Origin of the sequence: Amycolatopsis regifaucium (assembly GCF_001613935.1) — a bacterium.
GTDB classification, from domain to species: Bacteria; Actinomycetota; Actinomycetes; order Mycobacteriales; family Pseudonocardiaceae; genus Amycolatopsis; species Amycolatopsis regifaucium.
In genome coordinates this window covers 1-16,462 of record NZ_LQCI01000004.1, presented here as the reverse complement: position 1 = coordinate 16,462, position 16,462 = coordinate 1, and the positions used below count along the sequence as shown (strand labels likewise).

Annotated in this window: 14 protein-coding genes and 2 tRNA genes; 6 read left to right on the top strand and 10 right to left on the bottom strand. The window is 67.3% G+C overall.

Going from position 1 to position 16,462, the window contains the following annotated elements:
- Positions 1 to 70 precede the first annotated feature (70 nt).
- The 4 genes from prfB to AVL48_RS07390 form a co-directional block, all read right to left on the bottom strand.
- A complete protein-coding gene (prfB, locus tag AVL48_RS07405; protein WP_143104776.1) occupies positions 71 to 1,174 on the bottom strand; it encodes a peptide chain release factor 2 in 1,104 nt (367 codons plus the stop codon).
- A gap of 66 nt (positions 1,175 to 1,240) precedes the next feature.
- The gene (locus AVL48_RS07400) at positions 1,241 to 1,741 is read right to left on the bottom strand and encodes a PadR family transcriptional regulator (RefSeq protein WP_061981174.1); all 501 of its coding nucleotides are present in this window, start codon (positions 1,739 to 1,741) and stop codon (positions 1,241 to 1,243) included.
- A gap of 279 nt (positions 1,742 to 2,020) precedes the next feature.
- A tRNA-Met gene (locus tag AVL48_RS07395) sits at positions 2,021 to 2,094 on the bottom strand.
- 83 nt (positions 2,095 to 2,177) lie between these two features.
- Entirely contained in the window at positions 2,178 to 2,771 is a 594-nt protein-coding gene (locus tag AVL48_RS07390; protein ID WP_061981173.1) for a TetR/AcrR family transcriptional regulator C-terminal domain-containing protein, read from the bottom strand.
- A 93-nt stretch (positions 2,772 to 2,864) separates the two neighbouring features.
- Here AVL48_RS07390 and AVL48_RS07385 point away from each other — a divergent pair, with 93 nt between their 5' ends.
- A complete protein-coding gene (locus AVL48_RS07385) occupies positions 2,865 to 4,316 on the top strand; it encodes an FAD-dependent monooxygenase (RefSeq protein WP_061981172.1) in 1,452 nt (483 codons plus the stop codon).
- Between the two features lie 223 nt (positions 4,317 to 4,539).
- On the opposite strand, the gene AVL48_RS07380 is transcribed toward AVL48_RS07385, so the two are convergent.
- Together AVL48_RS07380 and AVL48_RS07375 are read right to left on the bottom strand one after the other, a co-directional pair.
- Positions 4,540 to 4,613: transfer RNA gene (locus tag AVL48_RS07380), tRNA-Met, on the bottom strand.
- Between the two features lie 67 nt (positions 4,614 to 4,680).
- Positions 4,681 to 7,695, bottom strand: a complete 3,015-nt coding sequence (locus AVL48_RS07375; protein ID WP_061981171.1) for a UPF0182 family protein — start codon at positions 7,693 to 7,695, stop codon at positions 4,681 to 4,683.
- Positions 7,696 to 7,851: 156 nt separating this feature from the next.
- Between AVL48_RS07375 and AVL48_RS07370 the strand changes: the two genes are divergently transcribed.
- Positions 7,852 to 8,400, top strand: a complete 549-nt coding sequence (locus AVL48_RS07370) for a PPA1309 family protein (protein ID WP_061981170.1) — start codon at positions 7,852 to 7,854, stop codon at positions 8,398 to 8,400.
- 124 nt (positions 8,401 to 8,524) lie between these two features.
- On the opposite strand, the gene AVL48_RS07365 is transcribed toward AVL48_RS07370, so the two are convergent.
- Complete coding sequence (locus tag AVL48_RS07365; protein WP_208616219.1) at positions 8,525 to 9,529, bottom strand: YlbL family protein; 1,005 nt, start codon at positions 9,527 to 9,529, stop codon at positions 8,525 to 8,527.
- Positions 9,530 to 9,732: 203 nt separating this feature from the next.
- Between AVL48_RS07365 and AVL48_RS07360 the strand changes: the two genes are divergently transcribed.
- On the top strand, positions 9,733 to 11,076 hold the full coding sequence (locus tag AVL48_RS07360) for a zinc-dependent metalloprotease (protein ID WP_061981168.1): 1,344 nt from the start codon (positions 9,733 to 9,735) through the stop codon (positions 11,074 to 11,076).
- A gap of 6 nt (positions 11,077 to 11,082) precedes the next feature.
- Here the strand turns inward: AVL48_RS07360 and AVL48_RS07355 are convergent, their stop codons facing one another.
- Positions 11,083 to 11,649: a M48 family metallopeptidase gene (locus AVL48_RS07355; protein ID WP_061981566.1), complete on the bottom strand. Its 567-nt coding sequence runs from the start codon at positions 11,647 to 11,649 to the stop codon at positions 11,083 to 11,085.
- Positions 11,650 to 11,812: 163 nt separating this feature from the next.
- On the opposite strand from AVL48_RS07355, the gene AVL48_RS07350 reads away from it, so the two are divergent.
- The 3 genes from AVL48_RS07350 to AVL48_RS07340 all read left to right on the top strand — a co-directional run bounded on the left by AVL48_RS07350 (position 11,813) and on the right by AVL48_RS07340 (position 15,322).
- A complete protein-coding gene (locus AVL48_RS07350) occupies positions 11,813 to 12,847 on the top strand; it encodes a hypothetical protein (protein ID WP_061981167.1) in 1,035 nt (344 codons plus the stop codon).
- Between the two features lie 77 nt (positions 12,848 to 12,924).
- Positions 12,925 to 14,265 carry an ABC1 kinase family protein gene (locus tag AVL48_RS07345; protein WP_061981565.1) on the top strand — a complete coding sequence of 447 codons (1,341 nt, stop codon included), beginning with the start codon at positions 12,925 to 12,927 and terminating at the stop codon, positions 14,263 to 14,265.
- A gap of 142 nt (positions 14,266 to 14,407) precedes the next feature.
- A complete protein-coding gene (locus AVL48_RS07340; RefSeq protein ID WP_061981166.1) occupies positions 14,408 to 15,322 on the top strand; it encodes a hypothetical protein in 915 nt (304 codons plus the stop codon).
- A 5-nt stretch (positions 15,323 to 15,327) separates the two neighbouring features.
- Here the strand turns inward: AVL48_RS07340 and AVL48_RS07335 are convergent, their stop codons facing one another.
- Both AVL48_RS07335 and AVL48_RS07330 read right to left on the bottom strand, forming a co-directional pair.
- Positions 15,328 to 15,507: a hypothetical protein gene (locus AVL48_RS07335; protein ID WP_061981564.1), complete on the bottom strand. Its 180-nt coding sequence runs from the start codon at positions 15,505 to 15,507 to the stop codon at positions 15,328 to 15,330.
- Entirely contained in the window at positions 15,504 to 16,373 is an 870-nt protein-coding gene (locus AVL48_RS07330; RefSeq protein WP_061981165.1) for a class I SAM-dependent methyltransferase, read from the bottom strand. Before AVL48_RS07330 ends, AVL48_RS07335 begins: the two co-directional genes overlap by 4 nt.
- Positions 16,374 to 16,462: the final 89 nt, after the last annotated feature.

Below are 16,462 nucleotides of genomic sequence, written 5' to 3'. Positions count from 1 at the left end.
AAGGGACCTTTGCTATCACTCTCTTCCGGAAAGTGATAGCAAAGGTCCCTTGCTCTCTCACGCAGGGTTGTTACGCGGCTCCGGACTGCTTGCGCCAGCGGATGCCCGCCTCGAGGAAACCGTCGATCTCACCGTCGAGAACGGACGACGGGTTGCCGACCTCGAACTCGGTCCGCAGGTCCTTGACCATCTGGTACGGGTGCAGCACGTAGGAGCGCATCTGGTTGCCCCAGCTGGAGCCGCCGTCCTTGAGCGCGTCCATCTCGGCGCGCTCCTCTTCCTTCTTCCGCAGCAGCAGCCGCGCCTGGAGGACCTTCATCGCCGCCGCCTTGTTCTGCAGCTGCGACTTCTCGTTCTGGCACGACACGACCACGCCGGTCGGGATGTGCGTGATCCGCACCGCCGAGTCGGTCGTGTTCACGCTCTGGCCACCCGGCCCGGACGAGCGGTAGACGTCGACGCGGATGTCCTTCTCGGGGATGTCGACGTGGTCGACCTCCTCGACCTCGGGCATCACCTCGACGTGCGCGAAGGAGGTCTGGCGACGGCTCTGGTTGTCGAACGGCGAGATGCGCACCAGCCGGTGCGTGCCCTGTTCGACCGAGAGCGTGCCGTAAACGTAGGGGGCGCTCACCTTGAAGGTGGCGGACTTGATGCCCGCCTCTTCGGCGTAGGAGATGTCGTAGACGTCCGTCGGGTAGTTGTGCCGCTCCGCCCAGCGCAGGTACATCCGCAGGAGCATCTCGGCCCAGTCGGCCGCGTCGACGCCGCCCGCCTCGGACCGGATGGTGACCACCGCGTTCCGCTGGTCGTATTCACCCGACAGCAGGGTGCGGACCTCGAGCCCGTCGATGTCCTTGGTGAGCGACGTGAGCTCGGACTCGGACTCGGCCATGCTCGCGGAGTCACCCTCGGCCTCGGCCAGTTCATACAGGACGCCCAGGTCGTCGAGCCGCTGCCGCAGCTCGGAGATGCGTCGCAGCTCACTCTGCCGGTGTGACAACTGGCTGGTGACCTGCTGCGCCGCTTCGGGGTCGTCCCAGAGGTTCGGGCTGGAGGCCTGTTCCTCCAGCTCAGCCACCTGGGCACGCAGCGCATCCAGGTCCATCACCGACTCGATCTGCGTCAGCTTGCCGGTCAGGTCCTTCAGTGCCGCATCGAACTCATCACTCACGTCGGCCAAGGTTACGGCAAAACCCACGACCGGTTGCGGGGAACCGGTCGTGGGCACCTGTCCGGGTCAGGACTGGGGGATGGAATCCAGCAGTTTCAGTGCCGCTTTGGCCTGCGCCTGCGCGAACTCGGCGACCGCCTTGGCGTACGGACCGTCGGCGGCCTTGGTGGCGGCCTTCGCCTCGTCGAGCTGCTGCGTGTAGCTGGCGCGCGCCGACTCGAGCAGGGCTGAGCGCTGCTTCACCGTCAGCGAACCGGCGTGCACGAGACGCAGGATCAGCGGGCTGCGGAGGTGGTCAGGACCGGCTTCTGAGGACAGCCACGTCTTGAACGCCTTCTTGCCGGCCGGGGTGATGACGTACTGCTGGCTCGACCGCGGGCCCTGCTTGCCGAGGCGGACGAGGCCCTCCTTCGACAAGGCGGGAAGCTCCCGGTACACCTGGCTGCGGGTCACGCTGAAGAAGGCGCCGAAACGCTCACCCGCCCCCGCGACCAGTTGCCCGCCCGTGGCGGGACCGTCGTGGAGAAGACCGAGCAGTGCGGCGGCTGTTGCATTCAATTCGGACACGTCCTCTACGGTCCCACTTTTCGGAACCTGTGTCCACTGTGGTCAGCACATCTGTCCATTGTGGCTAGTGATATGCGCTCATTCGGCCCAACGCACTACGCCTGTCCACAAAGGACCGGACACGCTGCGCAACCGGGCTTCGCCACGGACAGCGGTACGCGTCCCCCGCCCCGACCAACGACGGTGCGTGATCGACCCGGACGGCGCACGCGCCGCGGAACCGGAAATAGAAGAAGCGCGTGCCTGCGATTTCCGCAGACACGCGCTTCGTTTTCTCTGTAGCGGGGACAGGATTTGAACCTGCGACCTCTGGGTTATGAGCCCAGCGAGCTACCGAGCTGCTCCACCCCGCGTCGTTGTGTTAATAGATTACACGGGGCCGGAACCGGGTTTCACGGGGGTACCCTTAACTTCCCGGTAAGCCTTTGACCAGCCTTTATGACGTGACTTTGTCGTCCAGCCAAGCGAAGACGCCGTTGAGCACCATGGTCAGCCCATCACCGAACCTGGCCTCGACGTCGTCATCGAAGACCCACGCCGTGGGCGTGAGGTCGTAACGCGGGTCCCGCTCGCCCGGAACCGGATAAACGGCCTGCTCTTCGATGGTGAAGCCGACGACATAGCTGTAGACGGTGAACAACGCCCGGCCGGCCAGGTACGGTTCCAGCCCCGCGTCGACCCGCGCTTGCAGTGGGTTATCGGTAAGCAAGGTTTGATCGGTCAAAAACGTCCCCGAGAAGACCTTCGCGCCGTCACGGTAAGCGAGCATCATCCGGCGCATCTGCTGTGACGCCAGCTCAAGCGACTCCCGCTCCCCCATACCTTCCGGCGTACGACCCGGCATGGCGTCCGCGTACATCTGCGTCGCCATCTCGTCGAGCAGCTCCTGCTTGTTCTTCACATGCCAGTAGAGCGCGGGCGCCTTGACCCCGAGTTCCTGCGCGATCAGCCGGAGCGTGAGCCCGTTGAGCCCGACGTCATTGAGCAACCGAAGCCCAGCGCGGACGATGTCCTGCCTGGTCAGACCCACTTTTGCGCTCTCTTCCCGTACTACCGCCTTGACAATTTAACGATGTTAAGGGCACGCTGGGCGCAGGTCAATTTAACGTCGTTAAGGAGTGGTATGAACAACCTGGGGACCGACGTGATCGTGGTCGGGGCGGGGCCGACGGGGCTGACACTCGCGAACGAACTGGCGCTCGCCGACGTCGATGTGGTGGTACTGGAACGCCTTCCCGAGCGCACGGGCCTCTCGAAGGCGCTGAACCTTCAGCCGCGCACCGCGGAAATGCTGGAGCTGCGCGGACTTCTGGACGGTGTCGAGGAGCGTTCGTTCACAACGGTGCGGGACGGGCATTTCGCGATGATCCCCGTCGTCTACGACGGTTGGGACACTCGATTCCCGTTCCAGCTGGGGATTCCGCAGGCGAAGGTCGAAGAGTTCTTGGAGGAACAGCTTGCCGCACAAGGAACGAAGGTGCTGCGCGGCAGCGAAGTACTCACTTTCGTACAGGACAAGGACTCTGTGTCTGTCCGATACCGAACAGACAGCGGCGAAGCGCAGCTGTATGCGAAGTTCCTCGTCGGCTGCGACGGCGCACGAAGCGTTGTGCGCAAAGGACTCGGCGTGGACTTTCCCGGCGTGGACGGTGAAGGATTCGGCGTCGTCGCGGACGTCTTGTTCGACAAGGCGCCTGACGCGGCGCAAAAGCAGTGGCGGACGATGCGGAACATCGGCGAGCCGACCGGCGCGACCACGTTCAAAGGCCTGATTCCGTTGGGAGAACCGGGTCTCTACCGGTTCATCTACGGCGACCGGGCCTCTCGGCCCGCGGACATGCGGTCCGGCATCTCCCACGACGAAGTCCGGACGGCACTGCTCGACTCGTACGGTGACACCGCGACGGTGTCGGAAATCCGGTGGGCTTCACGGTTTTCCGACACGGCGCGGCAGGCTGCGCACTATCGGGACGGGCGCGTGCTGCTGGCGGGCGACGCCGCGCACATCCACTTCCCGGCCGGCGGGCAGGGGCTGAACCTCGGCGTACAAGACGCCATGAACCTGGGCTGGAAGCTGGCGGCGACCGTGCGTGGCTGGGCTGATGACGACCTCCTCGACACCTACGAGGCCGAACGGCACCCGGTGGGCGCGCAGGTGCTGCACAACGTCGCGGCCCAGCTGGGACTGACTCCGCGGTCTCACGAGTCACGCGCGCTTCGCGCTCTCTTCGGCGATCTGGCCGCGCTTCCCGAGGTGAACCGGTATCTGTCGGGCATGGTCTCCGGCCTCGGGATCCGCTACCCGACCTACGGGACCGCGCATCCCGCGCTCGGCGCGCGGCTGAACGACCAGCACGTCCTCACCGAGACCGGCCCGCTCCGACCGAGCACCCTGTTCCGGACCGGCGACTTCGTGCTCCTGACGACCACAGCGGCCCACACCGACGCCGCCCGCTCCCAGGCCACGCGGCTGACGACCCAACTGGTCGCCGACCTGCCGTGGCCCTCGACCGAGGCCGTCCTGTACCGCCCCGATGGCTACGCCTGCTGGGTCGCCCCCACCCCCACGCGATAGCAAAGGTCCCTCGCTATCCACGGCACCAAAGGTCCCTTGTTCCCCCGCGATAGCAAAGGTCCCTTGCTCCCCACGCAGCTCGGCCACCTTCGTAACCAACTCACTTTGGGGGTCCAGGGGGGGCGAAGCCCTCCCTGGCGGGGGTTCGGGGGTTCGACCCCCCGGGAGAAATGCGAAGGAGGCGTGGTCTGCGATTTCCGCAGACACACGCCTCCGACCTCTGTAGCGGGGACAGGATTTGAACCTGCGACCTCTGGGTTATGAGCCCAGCGAGCTACCGAGCTGCTCCACCCCGCGTCGTGACACCTACCTTACGCCTGCGTTTCGAGCAGACGCAAAGCAGGTGCCCTTTTGGTAAGCGACGTCACCCTCCGGGTTGGCCGGTGGGCGGCGGAGCGCTGGTTGCGGGCGGGTTACTGGCCGGGGGATTGGCCTTAGCCGCCTCGTAAGCCCTGTACGCGGCATCGAGTGCGGCGAGGGCGGCACCCTGGTCCGCGTAGTTGCCCCCCTGCTGGGCCGCCTTGAACTTGCCCCACGCGTCGTGCATCTCGGCCGCGGCCTTGTCGAGCGCCGGGTTGCCACCGGCGGGCGGCTGCTGCGGCGGTGTCGTCCCGGGCTGTTGCGGCGTCGTGGGTCCGGGGGTGCCACCGGTCTGAGGCGGTGTGACCCCGGAACCGGTGCCGGCGCCGAAGACCTGGTCGAGAGCTTCGTTGAGTGTCGGCGCGAAGCCGATCTTGGTGCCGTAGGAGACCAGGACGCGGGCCAACTGGGGATAGCTCAGCTGGTTCCGTTGCCGGATGTAGACGGGTTCCACATAGAGGAAGCCGTTGGCGACAGGCAGCGTGATCAGGTTTCCGTAGGTGACGGTGACGTTCGGGTTGTTGAACAGGGTCCGGTCCTGCGCGACCCGGGGGTCACTTTGGAATCTGTTCTGGACCTGGACGGGACCGTCGACCTGGGTGGAGCCACTGGCCCCTGTCGGCAGTCTGAGGACCCGCATCTTCCCGTAGTCCTCGGGATCCGAGGACACCGACATCCAGGCGGCCAGGTACTGCCGCTGGAGACCGGTGAGCGAACTGGTGAGCTGGAACCGTGACTTGCTGTCGCCCGGCGCGGTGGCCAGGACGTAGTAGCCGGGCTGGTTGGCGATGCCGGACGCCGACGCGTTCACGCCGCCTTCCTGCGTCGGGTCCTGCGGAACACTCCAGAAGGCCTGCTGGGCGTAGAACTCCGCCGGGTTGTTCACGTGGTACTTCGACAGGAGTTCCCGCTGCACCTTGAAGAGATCTTCGGGGTAGCGGAAGTGCGACCGCAGATCCGGTGAGATCTCGCTGCTCGGCTTGACCAGGCCCGGGAAGACCTTCTTCCAGGCGTTGAGCACGGGCTCGTTGTCCTCGACGCCGTACAGGTTCACGGTGCCGTCGAACGCGTCAACGGTGGCCTTGACCGAGTTGCGGATGTAGTTGATCGAGGCGTTCGACTGGCGGGTGGTGCCGCTGAGCGAGTCGTTGGTGGCCTGCCCGAGCTGGGTCTGCTGGGCGTACGGGAAGTTGTTCATCGTCGTGTAGCCGTCGATGATCCACTTGATCTTGCCGTCGACGACCGCCGGATACGGGTCGCCGTCGAGGGTCAGCCACGGGGCGATCTTGGCGACGCGATCGCGAGGCTCGCGATTGAACATGATCTTGGATCCGTCGCCGATGGCGTCGGAGAACAGGATGTTCCGCTCGCCGTACTCGGCGGCGAAGACGAGCCGGTTGAACCAGTTGTCGATCGGCACGCCGCCGGAGCCCTTGTAGATGTAGGCACGGTCGACGGCGGTGTCGTACTCGCCGGGCGCCTGCCCGGCCTTGCCGCCGACGATCGCGTACGCGGCATCGGTCGCGAGCTCGCCGTAGTAGATGCGGGGCTCGTCGACCTTGATGCCCGGCTTGGCCGGGTCGGTCGCGCCGGCACCCGTCGGGTTCTGGGTGTCGCTGGTGGTGGCGATCGGATAGCCGCCGTCGGAGTTGGCGTCCTTCAGCGCGCGGTCGATCGTGTTGGCCGGCGCGGCGACGAAGCCGTTTCCGTGCGTGTAGACGAGGTGCTTGTTGATCCAGTTCGTCTGGTTGCCGGTGAGACCCTCGGTCTTGATCTCCTTGGCCGCGACGATGTAGTCCTGCGTGACACCGTTGAGGGTGTAGCGGTCGATGTCCAGCTTGGACGGGAAGCCGTAGAAGTTCTCCCGACCGACGCGCTGGGTGAAGGTGTCGCTGAGAACGTTCGGGTCGAGGAGCCGGATGTTCGGGACGGTCCCCTTGTCCGCCTTGATCTCCGCGGAGGTCGCCTCGGACTTGCCGGTGTAGTCCTTGTACTCGACGTTGGTCAGGCCGAACGCCTGACGGGTCGCGTCCATGTTGCGCTGGATCGACGCGGATTCCTTCTCGTTCGCGTTGGGACGCACCGAGAACTGGTCGAGCACCGCGGGCCAGGCGACACCGACGAGCACGTTCGACAGGATCAGCAGCACCAACGCGATCGCGGGCAGCTGCAGGTTGCGCAGGAACGCACCGGCGAAGAACGCGACGGCGCAGATCACCGAAATGCACAGCAGGATCAGCTTCGCGGGCAGTACCGCGTTCAGGTCGGTGTAGGTCGCACCGACGAACAGCGGGGCTCCGCGATCGGAGAGGAGCAGGTTGTAGCGGTCGAAGAAGTACTCGACCGCCTTCAACAGCACGAAGAGGCCGATGGTGATGGCGAGCTGGGCCCGGGTCGGGCCGGCGAGCTGGCCGCCCTTGCCCGCGAGCCGGATGCCGCCGAAGACGTAGTGCGAGATCAGCGCGCCGAAGAACGCGATGACGACCGCGATGAACAGCCAGCCCAGGAGCCAGTTGTAGAACGGCAGATCGAAGGCGTAGAAGCCGACGTCATTGCCGAACTCGGGATCGGTCTGGCCGAACGGTGTGCCGTTGAGGAACAGCTGCACGACCTGCCAGTCGCTCTGCGCGGACGCGCCGGCGATGAGCCCGGTGAGTACCGGGATGCCGATGCCGAACAGGCGGATCCGGCCGACGATGGCGGACCGGTAGCGCGCGAGCGGGTCGTCGTTGCCGGAGATCGGCACGAAGACCGGCCTGGTCCGATAGGCGATCATCAAACTGATCGCCAGCGCACCGCCCACCAAGAGCCCTACGGCGAAAAACAAGACGACGCGGGTGATCAACACCGTGCTGAACACCGGCCGCGCACCGACCTCGCCGAACCACAGCCAGTCGACATAGGTGTCCAGCAGTCTCGCGCCCAGCAGCAGCGCCAGAATGACTACGGCGGCGATGATGAGCAGGATCCGGCTGCGCCGGGACAGCTTCGGCAGGCTCACGGGGGGCCGAGTGGCCACTGCACACGCTCCTGGTTTGGTGAACTTTTCGCGGGGGCGCGCGTACCGCGTGCGGCCCCTGATGCTCTAACTCTACGGATGCGGTCGGAAGTTCCCGGAACCCGCCCAAACCGGACTCGGAAGGTTGCCACCATGACCGCCTGGAACGATGAGCCAATGGCACCGAGTGAGCAGCAGGGCGTGGCCGGCCTGGCCCGCGAAGTCGAGGAGTTCGTCGCCTCTGGAGGATGGGATCAGCCGCCGCAGTTGTTCGCGCTGGTCCCGACAGCGGCGCTGCTGGATGAGCAGCCTGAGTTGGCCGGGCAACTCGACCCGTCAGCCCCGCTGACGCCCGTCGCCCAGGAGTCGCTGCCCGACGGTGATCTCGGTGAAGCGCTGGCGCAGATCGCGTGGCCGGACCTCGTACTGGGTTGCGCCCTCGCGCAAGAGATCATCGTGCTCCCGCCGGACGCCGAAGCGGAGCTTCCGGTGGTACCCGAGACCGATGCCGAACGCCTGCGCCAAGCGGCCGCCGACCACCCGCGCCGCACGGAAGCCAGGCTCGTGGCCGCGGTGCTGCGGGACGGCGCCGGAGCATGCGTCCTGCGGCTTCGCGGTGCCGGACAGTCCGGAGAACCCGGCGACGTCCCAGTCGACGAGATCATCGAGAACCCGGAACTGGCCCCGAACCTGCTCGAAGCCCTGAAGGCGACGCTGCAGCCCTGACCAGCAAAAGAGAGCAAGGGACCTTTGCTATCGCCGACCCGGACGCGGGACGGAGCGATACCAAAGGTCCCTTGCTCTCGTCAGACCCGTAGGCGATAGCAAAGGTCCCTTGCTCCCCCGGCGGTCAGCAGGAGGCGGTGGGCCTGCCCGCTTTGAGGTTCTCGAGCTGCGCGATCGCCTCGTCCAGCGTGGACACCTTGATCAAGTTCAGGCCATCGGGCGCGGCGGTCTTCGCCTCGGCGCAGTTGTGCGCGGGCACCAGGAAGTCGGTCGCGCCGGCCTCGCGGGCGCCGACCACCTTGAACGAGATGCCGCCGATCGCACCGACGACACCCTTCTCCGAGATCTCGCCCGTCCCGGCGATATGCCTGCCACCGGCGAGGTCGCCGGGTTCCATCTTGTCGACGATCGCGAGCGCGAACATCAGGCCGGCCGACGGGCCGCCGACGTCCTGCAGCGAGATCTTCACATCGAACGGGACGTCCGCGCGGTCCACCGCGGTCAGGCCCATGAAGCCTTCCGGGCCGTCGGGCCGCTGCGCGAGCGTGAGAGGCACGGTGCGCTCGGCCTGACCGTCGGATTTGAAGGTGATCTGCACGGTCTGCCCCGGCTTGGTGCCGTTCAGCGCGGCCCGCACGTCGGTCGCCTCTTTGACCGTCTGCCCGTTGACCACGATCAGCCGGTCGCCCGGGGCCAGCACCTTGTCCGCAGGGCTGCCGGAGACGATCGTTTTCGCGAGCACCTTCACCGGGAACTTGCGGCGCAGCGCGGCGACCTGCGCGGCGGTCTGCGAGTCCTGCAACTGCTGGATGTTCTCCTGGCGGACCTGCTCGTTGGTCTCGCCGGGCTTGAAGTACTCCTCGCGCGGGGCCAGCGCAAACCGGCCGCTCGCCCAGAGCCCGAGCGCGTTGAACAGCGTGATGCCGCCATCGCGCAGGGAGACCGTCGTCATGCGGAGCTCACCGGAGGTCTGGAAGACCTCATGCCCGTTGACCTGGATCACCGACTGCCCGGCGGCGTCCTTGCCGAGCGTGTCGTAGGTCGGGCCGGGACTGATCGCCACATACGGCACCGGGATGAAGAACCCGACCAGCGCGAAGACCACGAACAAAGCGCCGCTGACCAGCAGCGTCCAGCCTCGCCGGGTCAACCGCCGTTCGGAGCGGTCCTGGTCACTCGCGGACCCCGCACGGCTCCGCGCTGCTGTGGTCTCCTCCGAGGGCTCTGTCACGCGTGACAGCGTACGGTGACGGTGTTCGCTTCTCGGTGAAGGCCACGCTCATCCCTCCAGTTGACGAGCTCTGGGTCCCAGGACCCGCGTACGGTGGTGCCATGAGCAAACCCCCGTTCGGCTTCGGACCGCCCGATCCCGACAAACGAGGCGAGAACGAGCCGTCGGACTCCGGCGGCCAGCCCTCCGGCGCCGAGGCCTTCAATCAGCTCGGTCAGATGCTCAGCCAGCTGGGCCAGATGCTCAGCCAGGCCGGCAGCTCGACCGGGCCGGTCAATTACGACCTGGCGAAACAGATCGCGCTGCAGAACCTCAGCAGCAGCGACAGCGGCGACGTCCAGCTCGGCTTTTCGCCGTCCAGCGGCGGCGACTCGAGCACCGCGGTCCGTGACGCCGCGCACCTGGCCGAGCTATGGCTCGACGCCGCGACGATCCTGCCCGCCGGTGCCTCGACGACCGTCGCGTGGTCCGCGCGTACCTGGGTCGAAAAGACCCTGCCCACCTGGCAACGCCTCTGTGATCCCGTCGCCCAGCAGGTCTCGGGCGCATGGGTCCAGGCCCTGCCCGAGGAGGCCAAACAGGCCGCCGGTCCGCTCCTCTCGATGATGGGGCAGATGGGCGGGATGGCCTTCGGCTCCCAACTCGGCAACGCCCTGGCTCAGTTGGCTTCCGAAGTGCTCACCTCCACCGAGGTCGGCCTTCCGCTGGGCCCTGCGGCCACCTCCGCGCTCCTGCCGGCGAACATCGAGAAGTTCACCGAAGGCCTGGAACTGCCGACCAGCGAAGTGCTGGTCTTCATCGCCGCGCGCGAGGCCGCCCACCAGCGGTTGTTCGCCCACGTTCCCTGGCTGCGGCAGCGCCTCCTCGCCACCGTCGAGGAGTTCGCCAGTGGTATCTCCGTCGACACTTCGGCGCTGGAACAACTCGCGGGCCAAATCGACCCGTCGAACCCCGCCAGCATCGAAGAGGCCATGTCCTCCGGTCTCCTCGAACCCCAGACCTCGCCCGAGCAGAAGGCTGCGCTGAACCGGCTCGAGACACTGCTCGCGCTGGTCGAGGGCTGGGTCGACGTCGTTGTCGCCGAGGCCATCGGCGACCGCCTCCCGGGCGCGGACGCGCTCCGGGAGACACTGCGCCGACGCCGGGCCACGGGTGGCCCCGCCGAGCAGACCTTCGCCACCCTGGTCGGGCTCGAGCTCCGGCCGAGGCGGATGCGGGCGGCCTCTTCGCTGTGGAAGCTGGTCGGCGACCAGCACGGCATCGAGAAGAGGGATGGACTCTGGTCCCACCCCGACCTCATGCCGACCGCCGAGGACCTCGACGAGCCGCTCGATTTCTCCGAACGTCTCGGCGACGGCGAGTCGACCCTCGACGGCATCGACCCGATCGCCGAGATCGAACGCACCCAGCGTGAGAAGGACAAGGGCGACGAAGACAAGAACTGAGGCACGTCAGTCCTCCGCCGCGATGCCCCATCCGGCGGCGGAGGACAGGCCCTCCAGGTAGCCGATGGCGCGCTCGGTCTTGGGATAACGGCGAACGAGCTCCCAGAACGCCGCGTTGTGCCCTGGTTCTTGCAAATGCGCGAGTTCGTGCACGAGGACGTAGTCCAGCACCCAGGCCGGCACCCGGCGCAGACGATCGCTGACCCTGATCGTCGCGTCGACCGGCGTGCAGGACGCCCACCTCGTGCGCATCGGCGGCACCCAGCGAACGCTCGCGGGTATCGCCTTTCCGTCCAGATACTTCGCCGAGAGCACGGCGCAGCGCGCCAGCAGTGCCTCGTCCGAGGCCTTCGGCGGAGCCGCCCGCCTCGGGCCCGTGCGCAGCAGCTTGCGCTGCATCTCGGCTACCCAGTGCTTCTCCTCGGCCCGGGTCATCCGGGCCGGAATCAGCACGACGAGGGTGTCCTCGTCCCAGTACGCGGTGACGGTCCGGTGACGGCGCTGGCTACGCCGTACCTCGACCTTGTGTTCGGGACCGTCCGACGGAGGAATCGTCTTGTCCCGGCTCCTCAATGAGGGCATCCGTGCTTCGACCACTCGACCACGGTAAGGCCAGTCACCGACAACTCCGAGAGCCGAAAGGTCACAGCCCCGAGTTGTCCACAACGGGACCCACCTGTGGATAACTCGGGTTTTTCTTAGTGGGCGGTTAGCGGGCCAGTGCGATCCTGGGATCGTGAACCTTCGCGAACCGGATCTGCGATCGATCGCCGTGCCCGCCTTCCCGGCCCTGCTTCCCGGCCTCGATGTGCTGGAACGCGGGAACGGTGAGATCCAGATCGGCCTCGACCCCGCCCACGCCGTCGTGATCGCCGGAGTCGCCGCCGAGGTGGCCGAAGCCGTCCGCGGACTGGACGGGAAACGGGCCGCCGACGACATCGTGCTCGCGCAAAGCGAACACGATGAACAGTTGCGGGACTTGATGACGGATCTGGCGGCCCGCGGGCTCGTGACCGACGCCGGGGAGCCCGGACGGCATCCACGGCCAAGACCGGAGACGGGACTGTGGTCGCTCCGCGCCCGCCACCATCAGGCGGCCATGACGGCCCGTCGCAAGCGCACCGCGGTGGCCGTCCACGGCGACGGACGGCTGGCCGTGGCCATCGCCGTACTGCTCGCCAACGCCGGAATCGGACACATCGACGTCCGGGCGACAGGCACGGTTCTCGCCCAAGATCTGGGCTCGGGGTACACCGAGGCCGAAATCGGCATGCCGCGCAGGGAAGCGATGGCGCAGGTGGTGCACCGCGCCGGGGCGAACACGTCGACCACCCGGCTCTACGCGGACCGGCAGCCGGAACTCGCGCTACTCGCCGACGCCGTGGTGCCCGCGCCCGAAGTCGTCGATGAGCTCGTTCGAGACGGCGTAAGCCACCTGCCAGTGCGCGTACGGGACGGCGTCGGCATCGTCGGGCCGCTGGTGGTACCCGGCCGCAGCAGCTGCCTGCGCTGTGCCGACCTGCACCGTTCCGGCCTCGACAAGTCCTGGCCCAGGGTGGCGAGCCAGCTCGCCGGACGCGTGCAACGACCGGATCTCGGCGCCGTGCAGGCGTGCGCCGCGCTGGCCTCCGCCCAGGCACTCCGGCTGCTCTCACCCGGCGACCAGGCACCGCCCGCGTGGAACGCCACCCTCGAGATCGACTTCTTCGACGGCGCGATCCGCCATCGCGATTGGCCGCCGCACAGCGGATGCGGATGCGGCGCTCGGTGATACGGCGAGCGACGTAGCCCACACGCGCGCCCTCGACAGGCTGCGCGCGCGGAGTGAATCAAGGCAGAATCGCGAAGGTGACCGACTCCCGCAGCGCCGAGGACCGTGAAACCGCCATTCCCCGCAAAGGGGCTGCGCGCACGGCGAAGCTGGCCAGTATCCCGCTCGGCATAGCGGGCAGGGCGGTCGGCGGCTGGGGCCGACGACTGACCGGGCAGAGCGCCGAAGAAGTCAATGCGACCTTGTCCGCGAAAGCAGCGGAACAGCTCTTCGAGGTCCTCGGGACGCTCAAGGGCGGCGCCATGAAGTTCGGCCAAGCTCTCAGCGTCTTCGAAGCCGCGGTGCCGGATGAGATGGCGAAGCCCTATCGCGAGGCCCTGACCAAGCTCCAGGCCGCGGCACCGCCCATGCCGGCCCGGCAGACCCACCGCGTCCTCGCCGAGCAGCTGGGACGTAGCTGGCAGCAGCGGTTCGCCGCCTTCGACGACGAGCCGGCAGCGGCCGCGAGCATCGGCCAGGTCCACCGCGCGACCTGGCACGACGGTCGCGAAGTCGCCGTCAAGGTCCAGTACCCCGGCGCCGATGACGCGCTACGAAGCGACCTTCGCCAGCTTCAGCGTTTCAGCAGGCTGTTCCAGGCCTTCATACCGGGAACCGAAGTGAAACCTCTCCTGGCGGAACTGGCCGAGCGAATGAACGAAGAGCTCGACTACCAGGCAGAAGCCCAAAACCAGCGTGCCTTCGTGAAGGCTTTCGAAGGCGTCCCGGGCTTCCTGATCCCCCGGGTGGTCGCCAGCGCGCCGAAGGTCGTCGTCACGGAGTGGGTCACCGGCACACCGCTTTCGAAGATCATCGCCGGCGGCGACAAAGAGGCGCGGGACCGCGCCGGCCGTCTGCTCACCGAGTTCCACTACTCGTCGCCGGAACGGGCCCGGCTCCTGCATTCGGACCCGCACCCAGGCAACTTCATGCTGACCGCCGACGGCAGGCTGTGCGTGATCGACTTCGGCGGAGTGTCCCGGCTGCCCGAAGGCATTCCGCAGCATCTGGGCGAGATGACCCGGCTGGCGCTCGACGGGGAGTCCTCGAAGCTGATGCGGCTGCTCAGGGAGTCCGGCTTCATCCGGGCAGACGCGGACCTGCAGGCCGACGACGTGCTCGCCTATCTCGCGCCGTTCACCGAACCGCTGGCGGGAGAGACGTTCCACTTCACCCGCCGCTGGATGCAGCGTCAGGCTGGCCGGGTGGGGGACACCCGCGGCCAGGATTTCCGGATCGGCCGCTCCCTCAACCTGCCGCCCGAGTACCTCATGATCCACCGGGTCACCGCCGGATCGACCGGCATCCTGTGTCAGCTCGACGCGGAGATTCCCGCCCGAGCGATCGTCGAACGGTGGCAGCCCGGCTTCGCGGCCTGAGAAGTTATCCACAGGGATCGTTGGGACTGGGCCGAAATTCGGAGCCCCCGGGCGAGTTGTCCACAACTTGCGGAAAGCGGTTCCACCCGGACGGCCCAACGGTCATCCTCGATACATGACCACTACACGAAGCGCTCGACTGATGGCGCTCAGTAACACCTGCGAGTCCGGGATCATCACCAGCCGCGAGCTTCGCAAAGCAGGCGTGACCGCGCGTCACGCCGCGAAGCTCTGCGGGCCGGGTGGTCCTTGGCGAAGGCTGATGCCGGGTGTGATCCTGTTGCGCGACTCCGCGCCCACCCGGCTTCAGCTGCTACAGGCCGCCGTCGCACGGTTCGGACCGGACGTGGTGGTGACGGGCGCCGACGCGCTTCGCGCGCGAGGTGTCGACTGCCCGGTGACGCGCGAGGTTCACCTCCTCGTCCCCGACTACCGGCGCATGCCGGCGGAACCCGGCATGCTGCCCCGAAGAACCACGCGGATGCCGCCGCCGACCTTGATCGACGGCGTCCCGTTCGCCCCTCCCGCCCGCGCCGCACTCGATCTCGCTCGCCTGGAGCTCGATCCGGCCCGGATCGACGAGCTGATCTCGCTACCGCTGTATTGGGGCCTGTGCACGCTCGAAGAACTGAAGGAAGAGCTCGATGCCGGTAACCGACGAGGCTCAGCCGCGGTCCGTGCGGCTCTGCGCCGTGTCGATCCCGAAGAGACCTACGCGTGCGGACTGGCGAAGCAGGCGCTCGATGGCTGCCCGCTGCCCTCGCCCTCATGGAACGTGACGATCTGCGACCGGCGTGGGCGGCCGATCGGCGCCGCCGACGCCTGGTGGGACGACATCGGCCTGGCATGGCAATTCCGTGCGCCGAGACAGGGCGCCGCAAACTTTCATCCGCTGGCCCTGACCGCGACTGGGACAGTGCTGGTCCGCTGCACCATCGACCAGCTGAGAAAGGTTCCGAAGGAAGTGGCGACCGAGCTCGTCAGGGGGTACGCGGAAGCAGCACGGACGCCTCGGCCGAAGGTCCGCACGATCGGTCAGATCGATGATGCCGCCTGAGGGGCTCACCAATACTCGTCCGGAAGCTTTCCCTCGATGTCGCGCGCGTGACGGCGAGCGCAGGTAGGGCACATCCATCGCACGACGTTCTTCTCCCGGGTGGAAACCCAGGCGAGCGTCTGCGCGGCTTCCTCGTCGACACCGCGAATCCTGCCGCACAACGAGCAGCCGACCTGGTCGCTCAAGGCTGCCGTCCACACTGGATCGTCTTCGTCCCCTGCAGGAACAGGTCCTGGCGCGCGCCGAGGAAGGCGGGGCTCGCCGGATCCACCAGGGCGGCCGCGGTCTTGCGATCGTCGCTGCTCAGGCGATCACCCGCCACGTCGGCCAACCACATGACCCGGTCGACCACGAAGTCGCGCAGCAGTTCCGACCCGGGCGCCGGGTGATGGATGAGCACACCGATGGAGTCGACGTTGTCGAGGCCTGCCCGCTGAAGCGCGATGTTCCAGCCGTAGGGCATGGAGACGGAGCCAGGGATGCCTGCCCGCATTTCGGCGAACCACTCACCTCGTGCGGCGAGCAGCCGACCCTCGAGTCCTGGCCGGCCGATGCCGAGGTCCCAGGGAAGACAGTTGAAGTCCAGGCCGCCCTCGGAAATGGCGACCAAGCCGCCGGGGCGGGCGAGCCGGGCGAAAGTGCTGATTGCCGCTTGCTGGTCGGGCAAGTGGTGGACCACACGAGAAGCCCAGACCAAATCGGCGGCAGGGAGCTTCGCGGGCAAATCGCCGTCGGCCACGTCGGCGTGGATCGTCTCGACGGTGGCCTTGTCCCCCGCGGCCGCGCTGACGACCCGGTGTGCCTCGGCCAGCAGCTGCTCGGTGGCGTCGACCAGCACGATCCTGGCACCGGCGGACGCGAGTTCCTCGGCGAAGAGCACGCTCATCCCGCCTGCGCCACAGCCGACGTCGAGGATGGTCGGCCTGTCCGGCATACCCTTCAGGAGCTGTCGAGCCGCTGCCCGCGACGGCCCGGCGTCGAGCGCTTCGGCCATGCGAAGTGCTCGAAGCCGGTCCGCCCAGTCGATGTCGTCGTGCGTGTGTACAGCCATGCCCCCAGTGAACACCAAACCGAGCCGTACCACGCCCAAAGGGGGAGCGGGGGACCTTTGCTATCGCGGCGCGATAGCAAAGGTCCCCC